Origin of the sequence: Pseudomonas sp. CFBP 8770, from assembly GCF_014841705.1 — a bacterium.
Lineage (GTDB): Bacteria > Pseudomonadota > Gammaproteobacteria > Pseudomonadales > Pseudomonadaceae > Aquipseudomonas.
The window spans coordinates 897,181-909,745 of sequence record NZ_JACYUL010000001.1 but is presented as its reverse complement, the minus strand read 5'-3'; the positions used below and the strand labels follow the sequence as shown (position 1 = coordinate 909,745).

Genomic DNA, 12,565 nt, shown 5'->3' with positions numbered 1-12,565 from the left:
AATCAGGGTTTGGTTTTCACCTTGGCAACATCACCACCAGGCAAACCTTGTTCCGGCTCGGGGCTGAGCCAGACGTTGACACTGTCGACACTCTCTTGGTTCAACTTGCCACTCCAACGATTCAACATGAACAGATTGGTAATGAAGTCGTACTGCGACCTCAACAAATCCCTGCGCGCCTTGAACTCGTTCTGCACACTGGTCAACACGTCCACCGCATTCACCACGCCATAGGCAAACGCCTTCTGCGCCGCCACGCTCGACTGTTGCGCCGAAGACAATGCATTCTTGTTCGCGCGAATCTTTTCCACACTGGCCTGGGCGGTCAGGTAGGAAGTAGTCGTTTCCTTCACCACCTGCCGGCGCACACCTTCAAGTTCCTGCTCGGCAGCCAGTTGGTCATCGTACAAACCCCGAACCCGCGCCGAGGTGGAACCACCGCTGTAGATAGGCACCCTCACCCCCAGGGTTGCCACATAGCTGTCGCTGCGAGGCGTCAAGGTATTGTCGTAGCCGACGTCGCTCTGTTGAGCGCTCAGGCTCACACTCAGTTGAGGATAATGCCCGCCCTTGCCTTCGCGCACCGCCGCATCGGCGGCCTCGGCGCCACTCTGGTAGGCCTTGAGCAAGGGGTTGGCATCCATGGCCTGGGACACAAAATTGGCCAGCGGCACAGTCGGCGCCTGCAACGCCACGTCGTTGCGCACCCGACTCAACCGCTCGTCGATTCGCCGACCGACGATCTCGGACAACGCCTCACGACTGACCTGCACCTGGTTGCGCGCATCCACTTCCTGCGCAGCCAGGGCATCGACCCGCGCCTTGAGGTCGAGCTGATCGGTGATCTTGGCCATCTGCCGCTCGTAGAGCATGTTGATCCGATCAAGGTTCTTCTGCGTAGCCCGACGCTCGGCCTGCACCAGCTCCAGCTCGTCATCGGCGGCCAACGCGATGAAGTATCGCTTGGCCAGATCCACCGTAGCCTCGGCGTGGGAATCTTCGGCCTGGGCGCCCTTCTGCGCCGTGACGCTCTTGGCCTTCTGCCAGCCTTCCCAGGCGGTCTTGTTGTACAGGTACTGAGTCAGGCTCAGGGAATAGCTCTTGTTGTCGTAGATCTCACGCGCCGCGTCGTCCTTGCGCAAAATCCGGTTGAAATTGCTCTGCGCCGACAACTGCGGCAGCAAGCCGCCCAAGGCTTCGCGCTGCTGCTCGGAAGCAGACCGCGCCCGCGCGTAGGCCGCCAGCACCCGCGGGTCTTCCAGACGCGCCTCACGGTACAGCCCGGCCAGGTCCAGTGCGTAGGTCGAAGCCGACACCGGTGGCTTGGGCGGGACATCGTTGGGAACCAGCGGTTCGGCGCCAACGGCTTGCAACGCCAACATGCTAAACATCACACCAGGTAACAAACGCGACACAGTCATTCCTCGATCATCGACGTGGCGAACATGTTCTGAGCGGGCTTGAGCAGATATTCGAGCATGGTGCGGTCACCGGCATTGATCAGCACCTCAGCAGGCATCCCCGGTTGCAACTTGCGATCGCCGAGCTTCTTCATGCCATCGTCGGAAACCTTCACGCGCACCAGGTAGTAGGGCTCACCCGAGCGTTCGTCCTTCAGGGCGTCAGCCGAAATACGCGTCACCTCGCCCTCGATCACAGGCGTAGTCGAGTTGTTGAACGCACTGAAGCGGATGTCGGCTTTCTTGCCCAGCGATAGGCGATCGATATCGTTCGGTGCAACGTGTGCCTCGACGATGAGTTCGGCAGACGCAGGCACGATATCCAGCAGTGGAGTGGCCGCACTGACAACGCCGCCGACCGTGTGCACTTTCATGTCCAGCACCATGCCACTCTCTGGCGCCCGGATGACTACACGAGACAGGCGATCGCTCAATGCGCTCTCCTTCTCTTGCAGGTCGAACACCTGAGCCTGCACGCCCGACAACTCATTGGCCACGTCCGAGCTGAATTTCTTGTTCAACTGCACGATCTGCATTTCCGTTTCGCTGATCTGCAGGCGGGTTTTCACGATAGTAGACTGGTGGTCGGCCACTTCCGTCTTGAGCATGTCCAGACGGCGCTGCTGTTCCAGCAACCTTTGATTGTCTACAAAACCCTGGGAAAGCAGATCCTTGAGCTGGACAATCTCGCCGCTATAGGACTTCTCGAGGTTCTGCTTCGTCCTGATCATGTCCTGCAGACCCAAGATCTGCTGTTTAAGCTGACTGATACGCTCGCGCTGAACAGAGATTTCGCTCAACCGCGAATCGTGCCGAGCACTGAACACCTGCTGCTCACCGGCCAACGCTTCCTGCGCCCGCTCCGAATCCGTGCCCGTCAGAACCACGGGCGGGATGGCTTGCAAGCCGTCGCGCTCTGCACGCAAACGCGCTTCCTTGTAGCGAGCCACGATCAATTGATTGCGGGTCGATTCGTACTCGCTGCTCAACTGCCCTTCATCCAGCACGATCAGCGGGTCACCTTGCTTGACCATGTCACCGTCGCGGGCGAGCAGCTCCTTGACGATGCCGCCCTCCAGATGCTGAACGGTCTTGCGATAGCTCTGCACGGTGACATTTCCCACGCCGTGCACTGAGTTTCCCAACGGTGCTACCGCAGCCCATGTACCGAAGATGCCAAAGGTGACAAACACGATAGTCATGCCAATGCGCCTAATGCCGCGATCGGACGTGGGCATGTCATCGAAGTTGTGATCGAACGTCGTAATAGCCTTGCTGGTCACTGATGAATTCCTTTCAAGCGCCGTTAGGTGCGGAAGCAGCGGGCGCCTGCACGCCTGGGCCTGGGCCGGGCTGGGCAACACGGGCCTGACCTTTTGCTTGCTGAGCTGCGAGCTCGGCAATGACCTTGTCACGCTCGCCATAGAGCGAGATCGTCCCGTTGGACATCACCAATATGCGGTCGAGCCGCGAAAGGATATTGGGCCGATGGGAGACGATGAAGACCGTAGCCCCTGTCTCCTTGATCTTCTGCAATGCAACGCTGAGTGCGCGCTCACCCACCTCGTCGAGGTTGGAGTTAGGCTCATCGAGCACGATAAGGCGCGGATTGCCGTAGATGGCACGGGCCAGACCGATTCGCTGACGTTGACCGCCCGAAAGGTTGATGCCATCGCTACCGATCACGGTGTCATACCCATCGGGGAGCATCAGCACCATCTCGTGGACGCCAGCGGTCTGCGCGGCCTGTACCACCTTTTCGGGGATAATCTTTTCAAAACGGGAGATGTTGTCGCTGATGGTGCCCTCGAAAAGCTCGATGTCCTGAGGCAGATAACCCACATAGGGCCCAAGCTCGTGCTTGTCCCAGCTGCTGATATCAGCACCATCGAGTCGAACGACACCGTGCTGCGTGGGCCAGATGCCCATCAAGGCGCGCACTAATGTCGACTTGCCCGCCGCACTCGGTCCGACGATGCCGACGATCGATCCGGCAGGTGCAACGAAGCTGATATTGCGGATCACCGGAGCCTTGGCTCCCGGGGGCGCTACAACCAGATTCTCGACCTGAATGTGCCCTTGCGGCGCTGGAAGCGGCATGCGCTCGGGCTCTGCATTGAGCTTGTTCAGTACGTCGCTGAGACGGCCGTACTGGACCTTCGCAGCAATGAACCCTTTCCAACTGCCGATCATCTGGTCGATGGGAGACAGCGCACGGCCCAGCAGCAGGGAGCCGGCCATCATCAGGCCCGGTGTCACCTGATGGGTGATCACCAGATAGGCACCGATGCCCAACATGATCGATTGCGCCCAATTGCGGAACGTCTTGGAAATCGAGGTAATGGCCCCGCCCTTGTCACTCGCTTCGGATTGCAGCATCAGCACCTTGCGCTGACGAACCGCCCATCTGTTCATGAGGGTTTCAAGCATCCCCATGGACTCGATGACTTCCGCATTGCGCAACGTCTTGTTAGTAGTGACGTTGGAGCTGACGCTCTCCTTGTTGGCGGCGGCAAGGGTGTTCGCCGTATAGCGGTGATTGACGAAAGCTAGCACGACCAGGACCAGACCTGACGCCACGGTCATCCAGCCGAACCACGGATGGAAAAGGAACATCACGGCGGTGTAGATCGGAAACCAGGGAGCATCGAAGAAGGCAAACAAACCGGGCCCGGTCAGAAACTGCCGCAGCGAGGTCAGGTCATTCAACGACTGGGCAGTGGCATCCATCCCCCCGCTATTCAGTGCGCGCTTGAAACTGGCCCGGTACACATCCCGACTCAGAAGCACGTCGAGCCGGTTGCTGATGCGCACCATGATTCTCGAGCGTACCCACTCGAGCGAACCCATGGTGATCATGAGAATGGTGAGGATCAGCGTGAGCATCAACAACGTTGAATTGCTGCTGGCAGGAACCACCCTGCCGGACACTTGGATCATGTAGAAGGTTGGAACCAGCATCAACGCATTGACGAAGAAACTGAAGAACCCTACCGAGAGGAAGCTGGTTTTACAGGCCTTTAAAGCCGCTTGCAGATTATTCTCGTGTGACCGACTCATAGTATCCGTACTGAAGAAATGGCTAAAACGGCACGCAGTGTACCACTCGCGTCCGTTTGATAGGAGGTTCTGCCGCGACTCTCATTAAGCTGCTAGTAGTGCGGGTCAAAACATGGGCAGCATATGGAACCGGAGGATGCAGCACTACGGTTTTTTTCTTAATTTTTTATTCAGTTTGCGTATGAAACATTAGGCTTCCCACCGATCGCCTCGCGCACCGAAACCGAATCCAGATCTAAGCGGATGACACCCATCCGACAGATTTTTACCTGTCAAGTGGAAGATTCCGATCACGCTGCAGGTAATAGCTTAGTGCCACTAAAGCCGTGACTGAAATTTGTCGTAATTAAATATTACAAATGCTTAGTTATCGCAAGCCACTGATGCACATAGATTTTTTAGATATTGATCGGATGCCTAGCTTGTGGCCATGTGGCTATTCGTAAACCACTTACGCCAAGCTACTGCCCCCGGCCAACCCCTATAAGGCCGGTTTGATCGGGAATGTAAGATTTTTTTCACTCGACGATTGACAACCTACCCTCTCTGGCTCAATCATTCTCGCTCGAAGGGAAGCCGCCACTGGCCACGTTATTGTTTCGGGATTGTCATTTCTCAATGGCACAGTGTGTTCAAGCCAACAGGAAATCGGAATTTCATGTCACTGCCTTCGCATGCACTAGATGGATTGAAGATCAGCTCGCGGGTCACCCTGCTAGAGCCTGGAATGTACATCTTTCGCTATGCTTCGCAGCCCCCCGCAGACAAGCCCGTTTGCATCGCACTACAACAGGCACCTTTGGGTAAAGGGTCCATCGACTTCTTCCCGGCTGAAGGTGTAAGCAAGAATATGCTTACACACTTGGGCGACACCATAGTTGCCCGTGTTAAAAGTGGTGTAGCCACTGTTCTGATCACCGAATATCACATGTTCGATGCTGAAATTGATCCAATAGATCTGCGCATCGACCGTATAGACACCTCTCCTGCCATCATGCGCAATTTCTCTGTGGTTGCGACCCCAGAGCCCAGCCCGGCACTCGCGGCAACGGCCTCCCCCGCCACCCTCAAGCTCATCGCGCACCTCCAGGGCGCAGGCGACGTCGAATCCACCAAAGGGTGGGTGGGTGAGCATGACGGCACGAAACGCCTGGAAGGTTTTTGCGTCATCTGGGAAAACAAGCCAGAAGGCGTGGATCTCGTCTACACCTCAACAGTCGCTGGTTCGGGCCCAAGCCCCAACGTGGCTGCTGGCACCTTCACCGGGACACGCGGCAAAGCCTCTCCGCTGATTTCGGCAGGCTTCAGCCTGGTCGGTCCCAACCGCTGCCTCTACGAATTGTCTGGCCACATCGTGTTCTCCGGCTCCTCGCCGCAACTCGTCGTGGCCAACCAGATGATGTATGGCCCCACAGGCACTGAGCCTCTGGTGGCGCTGCATCTCTCCATAGATCCCGTCACGAAGATGAACGCTCCCCGCAATAAGTCTCCGTGGGAAAACTCTGCATTGAAGCAGAAAATCAGCAGCACGGGCCAGATGGCCTGAAGTAACAGGAATTACACATGCAATACGACAGCCCTATTTCGTCCGAATCGTTCCAGGCTTCTCTGGACAACAACAACTTTTCCAGCGCTACTGCGGCCGCGATCAGCACCCTGCTGAGCTTGGACACTGCAGCAACCGTCAACCTGGCTAGCTGGGACGGCGTTTCCGCGCCACTGACCCCAACTGGCCAAACCGCCTCTGCTGAAGTTGTTACTGGCGTTGTTCCTGGCCAGATCGGCGACACCGTGATTCTGGACGTTCCTGCTTCGCTGGCTTCTGCCAAAGCATTCGTGCTCGACAGCCAGGCTAACCTGACTGCTACCTTCAATCCAGTTGCTGCTGCTCCAGCACCGGCTGCTGAAGCTCAAACCTTCTCCACCTTCGCTCGTGTAGCTGACATCTCGGTCCAGGCTGACGCAACTGCTGAAGTCCAGTTCCTGGTCAAAACCGGTAACGGCGATGACATCATCACCGTTAACGGCGACCAGAACAGCTACATCGACGTTGGTGCTGGCAACGATACCGTGGTTACTGGCAACGGTAACAACACCGTTATCGCTGGTGTTGGCAACAACAACATCACCACTGGTTCGGGCAACGACACCATCGTTCTGAGCGGCATCGAACACTCTGACGTGGTCAACGCCGGTGCTGGCTACGACGTGGTCCAATTGGACGGCGCTCGCGACGACTACAACTTCGCCGCTGGCAACAACTTCAACGTTAACCTGACCTCTTCGGGTGCAGGCGTTGGCCAAACCGCTGCCATCACTGGCGCCGAGTTCCTGACCTTCGTAGGCGACGACGGCGTTCAAACCGTTGCTCTGGCTCAAAACGAAGCTGAAGCTGCTGCCCTGCGTCTGTACCAAGGCGTTCTGGGTCGCGACGCAGATCTGGAAGGTGCCAAGGCTTTCACTGGCTTGGTAGCTGCTGGAAACTCGCTGACCGACATCGCCAACGACTTCATCAACTCGGCTGAGTTTGGTGGTGCACGTACCGAAGACTACATCAACACCCTGTACACCACGTTGCTGAACCGTCCTGCTGATGAAGCTGGCTCGGATAGCTGGGTTGCAGTTCTGTCCAACGGTGGTTCGCTGGCCGATGTCGCTGCTGGCATCGCTGGTTCGGCCGAAGCACAAGCTTTTGACCAGAGCAACAAAACCTTCGTAAGCGAGCTGTACTCGGACATCCTGGGTCGCGATGCTGACGAAGCTGGTCTGCAGGCTTGGGTATCCCAGCTGTTCAACGGCACCAGCCGTGGCGAAGTCGCTGCCAACATCGTTGGCTCGGCTGAAGGTGCTGCGAAAATCAATGCTGACTTCATCGATAGCCTGTACCAGAACGCTCTCGAGCGTCCGGCAGACGAAGCTGGTAAAGCAGCTTGGCTGGCAGTGTTGGATAACGGTGGCACTCAGGCTGACGTTGCTATCGGCATCGTTGGTTCGCAAGAAGCCATCGCCAATATTGACAACGTTGTTGTACTGCACGGCGCGGTGTAACTAGCCCTGCTGAGTTGGAAAATACGCTCGGCTGAAAAGCTGGACGTATGCTGAAAAAAAGGGGCGACTTTAGGGTCGCCCTTCTTTTTATTTTGAATGGCGAATCGAACAGCCCATGTCCAGAAACCTTGATCGTGAGCGAGAAACGCTCATGGACATTTTTCACCGCCACCGTCAAGCCAATGAGCATGACCTCGCCGCTGCAGCGCTGGAACGCGCCATGCAAACGTCCGAATACCGACCGGAGGCTCTGATCTGGAAAGGTATCGATGCGTTGTCGCATGATCCTCAGCTGGCATTTATTTTTCTGAGTAACGCAGCTCATCTCCTGCCCCATCGACCAGACGTACATGCGTTGGTCGGCCGATGCATTCTGCTCCAGAACCAACCTGAAACCGCGAAGAAATACCTGAGTGCGGCTTGGCAGAAAAACCCCAACGATGCCTCGTTGCGGATGACCCTGTGGCAAGCTCGCAGCCAATCAGAATCACCTCAGGATCTGCGCGCGTCTATCCTTGCTCACCTTCCTGATATCACTGAAGCAGCCGAGCTCTCGTTCGTCCTCAAGTTGCTGCTCGCCCAGCCCGATACTGCGTGCACTGTCGGGGTAGTTCGCTTCAATCCTGATGACAGGGAAATCCAGGGCTGGGCAGTCGACCTGAGAGATCCGCAAACGGCCCCTACCCTGCACCTTGAAGCCAATGGCCAGGCGATGAGCGTTACGGCGAATCTGGCCCACCCGTTGCTCACAGCTGTCGGCCTTCCTTCCACTCACGGCGGCATTCGAATCAAGGTCCCCAACCCTACGCCAGCTGTGCAGGTACGGTTCGGGACAGGGGCAGCCTTGCTGGGCAGCCCTGTTTCGGCGCTGCCTGCCTTCGTTCCCCCACCGGCACTTGAGGGAGCGGGCGCAACGCAGCCAGTCGATGTATTGATTCCCGTGTATGACGGCCTCGAGGAAACCCTGGCGTGCATCAACAGTGCGATTGCAGCTCGCAAATTGAACCGCACTCCCCACAGAATCGTGGTACTGGATGACGCGACCCCAGCTCCGGCATTGAATAAAGCGCTCAAGATTCTCGCAAGTAAAGGCAAGATCAAGCTGATCCAGAACCCGGTGAATCTCGGTTTCATCCGAAACATGAACCGCGGAATGGCACTCAGTGGCCTGCAAGATGTGGTCTGGCTAAATGCCGACACGCGCGTACACGGTAACTGGCTGGACCGCCTGCGTGACAAGGCCTATACAGCAGCCGATATCGCTTCGGTGACGCCGTTCACCAACAACGGCGAACTGATGAGCTTTCCAGTCAGCCGGGTCAGCGCGCCAATGCCGACACCCTCCGAACACGCCGAACTTGATGAACTGGCACGCACGGCCAACAGTCCAGCGGTAGAGCTGGAGACAGGATGCGGCTTCTGCCTCTACATAAAACGCAGCGCATTGGATGCGGTGGGCTACCTGGACGAAGTGCACCTCAGCCGGGGTTATGGCGAAGAAACGGACTGGTGTCTGCGAGCGCGTCAGCATGGGTTCCGCCATCTTGGTGCGCCCAACGTCTTCGTGGCCCATAAAGGCGGAGTATCTTTCAAGGAAGAAAAACAACTAAGGGTTGCCTACAACAACGCCATATTGCGCAAACGGTTCCCCACTGCCGAGGCGGACTATGACGTGTTCTGCAAACGGGATCCATTGCGGCCGGCTCGAAACGCTCTGCAAAGTGCGCGCTTTGGCAGCCTGTGCAACTGGCTGAAAAGCGAAGCAATCATCTGCGGTTCAGCAGTCGCGCTTCATGTGCAGCCGGACTCGCCACAAAACTTTGCGTTGAGTCTCGTCTACAGACAGGGGGACACCGGCATTGTTGCGACACTCTCAGCTCCGATGAAGCCCTTGGCGTTGGTCATCGATTACAGCCTGCCTAAAGACGGCAAGGTACTGTTTGGCCATCTAACCTCCCTGATCAAAAACGGGGTAGCAAATTACATTTACGCAGGGGGCCCGGTGTTGCCCGCCGATCTGGAGCATACGTTCGACGCGGTTGGCCTCACTGCGTCCGTTGGAGCGGCGAACAGCAATCCCACGCATAGACCCTCCATAGTCGAGAAGCCAGCACAGCGGATGCTCATCGCAGACGATCTGTCACAACCAGCAACGCTTGAGAGATGGATTCAAGTGGCTAGACAGTTCCGCAGGGCCGCTTCGTCCACTATTTTCTGTGTAGAAGGCGATACTCCAGCATTGAAAACCCTACTTGCCACAGGAGCGGTGCAAGGCTTGACTCCTTCCCCTGGGTTCGAGCGGGCAACGTGGGTGACGTTGAGCGGATGTAAAGTGCTTGCCACTCTGGATACTGGCCTACTCCCCGATGCGTACTGCATACGGATGGCTGCCTTGCATGACATACCGCTTCACTCAATGCGAGCAAATGCCATCAGCGAATCCACCTCCTGCGCGCCCGCGCAGTTGGATAGATCAAGGACAGAGGCTTCGAGCCTGACAGAACTATGAACGATCAGAATACAACCACTATTCACGGGCGAATCACCGGTCTTTACGGTGATGTATTGCAAGGATGGGCGCTGGATCCCGCCAAACCAGATCTGCGCCTGGTGATCGAAATCTATATCGACGGCAGCAGTGTGGCCTTCGTGCGGGCCAATGAATTTCACCCGGATGCATCAGGCGGCGATCAATTCAATGGCTTTGCTGTACAACTACGTGAGAGCTGGCTGACCCGTAGCAAAATGATTTCTGCGCGCGTTGCCAATCAGGAAGAGTGGCTGGCAGGCACTGTGCAGCTTCCCGCGCCTCTGCCTGCCGAGCCCGCTCCCGCTGCTTCTCAGGTCTGGCATACAGGCGGTTTGAGGGTTAGCGGCTGGGCATTCGACGCGCACGAACCGAACCGAGCAGTCACCATCACGATCCGTGAAGGCACCGACGTAGTTGCGACAGCGCTGGCCGATCGGCTGCACCACGCCTTGGCTTACAAAGCCAGCCGTGAGCATGGTTTCGAGCTAGACCTACCTTGGTACCTTGCCGATGGCAAAGTACACACCCTTCACGTACAAACCGACTTAGGTGAACCTCTTTCTGGAAGCCCTGTGAAATTTTGCTGCTGGCCAGAAGGTTTAGAGGCTATGCTGCGAAGCAATCAGGCAGCTTTCAGTGATGAGGCCAAACTTACGTTGCTGACGGAAGTAGCTCGCCACCAAGAGCTTATTCTGCCAAAGAGCGCTGGTTTCAATCACTACCCGCAATGGTTTGAAGTTTTTCAGAAGCCAGAACCATTAAGCGCCGCATCGAAGCAGAACTGCGGCGTACTAATCATCACCGACGGGGATGCCCAACTAGAAGACCGCTCGCGATTAAGCGTTAATCAACAGCGTCACCCAGCCAAAGCCATCGAAGTGGCTGCCGTAACAAATTTACTACCTGGACTCAAGCGCCTGATAGATCAAGGCTGCGAAACCATTATTCCAGTCAGCGCGGGTGACCGGCTAGCATCGCACGCGCTGGATGTCCTCGAGCCATTATTGGACGCTGGGGCTGCATGGGCATATGCCGACTGCGACTGCGACGGCCCGGCTGGGGAGCGTTCTGCTCCTTGGCTAAAACCGGTATGGGACTTGGACCTGTTTATAGGAGCGGACCTGTTTTCCGATGGCGCGATCTTTAGCACTGAGCTTGTTGAACGAGCTATAGACATAGCCATCGGCGGTTCGGCCCTCGAACTGGTGAGCTGGCAGAGGTTGCTAGCCAGCGTTGCGTTGATCACGGAGCGCGAAGCGCTAAAAGTGGTGCATCTCCCCAAGGTGATATACCACCGGCACGCTATTCGGCCAAGAACACCGGCGGACGCTCCACATTGCGAGTTGCGAGAGGCTGCGATGGGGTGGCTTGTGAATTCCTTAAAAAAAGGCGCGACTGTCGAAAGAATTCCGGACTTTCCGGGAATGCTGAGAGCGCGCTGGCCGTTGCCGGAACAACTGCCCAAGGTATCAATCATGATACCCACTCGGGATCAAGTTAAGTTGCTACGAACCTGCGTCGAAGGGGTACTCAAGCAGACCGATTATCCAAATCTAGAAGTGATCATTATAGATAACGAGTCGAGTGAACCTGAAACCTTGACGTATTTGGCGGAATTGAAGACGCGAGGCGTTGTGATACTTCCGCATCCGTTTCCGTTTAACTACCCTGCAGTAAACAACCGCGCAGCCGAGATCGCAACAGGTGAATTTGTCTGCCTTTTGAACAATGATATTGAGATTCTTGGCGGTGACTGGCTAAAAGAACTGGTAAGCCAAGTCATGCGCCCAGACGTAGATGTGGCCGGGGCTAAACTGCTATGGGCAAATGGAATGGTGCAACATGGAGGCGTGATTATAGGAATAAATGGTTTAGCTGCGCATTCAGGAAATTGCCTTAGCGCCGGAGATGGGGGCTATCTCGGGCTCAACCAATTGACTCACCGGACCAGCAGTGTAACCGGCGCATGCATGCTCATGGCAACCAGCCTGTACCTGGAGCACTGCGGGATGGAGGAGAAAACCTTCCCTATCGCTTTCAATGACGTAGATTTGTGCCTACGCATACAGGCATCTGGACGCAAGTTGATTTGGGATGCGTTTGCAACGTTGATACATGCAGAGTCAGCAAGCCGGGGTAAAGATATATCCACTGATCGCCGGGCCCGAGCAAAGCGAGAACAAGATAATTTTATAGCCCGCTGGACCTGTGAAGGCGCGGTAGATCCCCATTACCATCCAGCACTTTCAACGGACTACCTTACCGGTCCGTATATGGGGCTCAAGCTTGGGCAACTAAACTTGGAAATTCGACACCTTCAAAATTGGCGAGCAGTTGTGAAAAGCGTTAGTTGAATGTATTTCAAAATCGCATGCAAGCTTATCAAGAGTAACCAGACATTATGCAAATAAACAACATTTACAGTCGTACTCTATAATTTTCAAGATCGCTATAAAAAAAATCATAT

Annotated in this window: 7 protein-coding genes; 4 read left to right on the top strand and 3 right to left on the bottom strand. The window is 56.1% G+C overall.

Annotation, left to right across the window (positions count from 1 at the left end; genetic code table 11):
- Positions 1–2: 2 nt before the first annotated feature.
- From IFT98_RS03990 to IFT98_RS03980, 3 genes are read right to left on the bottom strand one after another with little or no spacing between them, the layout of a single operon-like run.
- Positions 3–1,421: a TolC family outer membrane protein gene (locus IFT98_RS03990; RefSeq protein ID WP_192047226.1), complete on the bottom strand. Its 1,419-nt coding sequence runs from the start codon at positions 1,419–1,421 to the stop codon at positions 3–5.
- A complete protein-coding gene (locus IFT98_RS03985; protein WP_197976557.1) occupies positions 1,418–2,698 on the bottom strand; it encodes an HlyD family type I secretion periplasmic adaptor subunit in 1,281 nt (426 codons plus the stop codon). The genes IFT98_RS03990 and IFT98_RS03985 overlap by 4 nt, the downstream gene beginning before the upstream one ends.
- 58 nt (positions 2,699–2,756) lie before the next feature.
- Positions 2,757–4,520 (bottom strand): type I secretion system permease/ATPase, encoded by a 1,764-nt coding sequence (locus IFT98_RS03980; RefSeq protein ID WP_192047227.1) that lies wholly within the window; start codon positions 4,518–4,520, stop codon positions 2,757–2,759.
- 727 nt (positions 4,521–5,247) lie between these two features.
- Here IFT98_RS03980 and IFT98_RS03975 point away from each other — a divergent pair.
- The 4 genes from IFT98_RS03975 (at position 5,248) to IFT98_RS03960 (ending at position 12,452) form a co-directional block, all read left to right on the top strand.
- The gene (locus IFT98_RS03975) at positions 5,248–6,066 is read left to right on the top strand and encodes a hypothetical protein (RefSeq protein WP_163007613.1); all 819 of its coding nucleotides are present in this window, start codon (positions 5,248–5,250) and stop codon (positions 6,064–6,066) included.
- 17 nt (positions 6,067–6,083) lie between these two features.
- Positions 6,084–7,568 carry a DUF4214 domain-containing protein gene (locus IFT98_RS03970; RefSeq protein WP_192047228.1) on the top strand — a complete coding sequence of 495 codons (1,485 nt, stop codon included), beginning with the start codon at positions 6,084–6,086 and terminating at the stop codon, positions 7,566–7,568.
- Between the two features lie 151 nt (positions 7,569–7,719).
- Positions 7,720–10,077, top strand: a complete 2,358-nt coding sequence (locus IFT98_RS03965) for a glycosyltransferase family 2 protein (RefSeq protein WP_192047553.1) — start codon at positions 7,720–7,722, stop codon at positions 10,075–10,077.
- Complete coding sequence (locus tag IFT98_RS03960) at positions 10,074–12,452, top strand: glycosyltransferase family 2 protein (protein WP_192047229.1); 2,379 nt, start codon at positions 10,074–10,076, stop codon at positions 12,450–12,452. Before IFT98_RS03965 ends, IFT98_RS03960 begins: the two co-directional genes overlap by 4 nt.
- Positions 12,453–12,565: the final 113 nt, after the last annotated feature.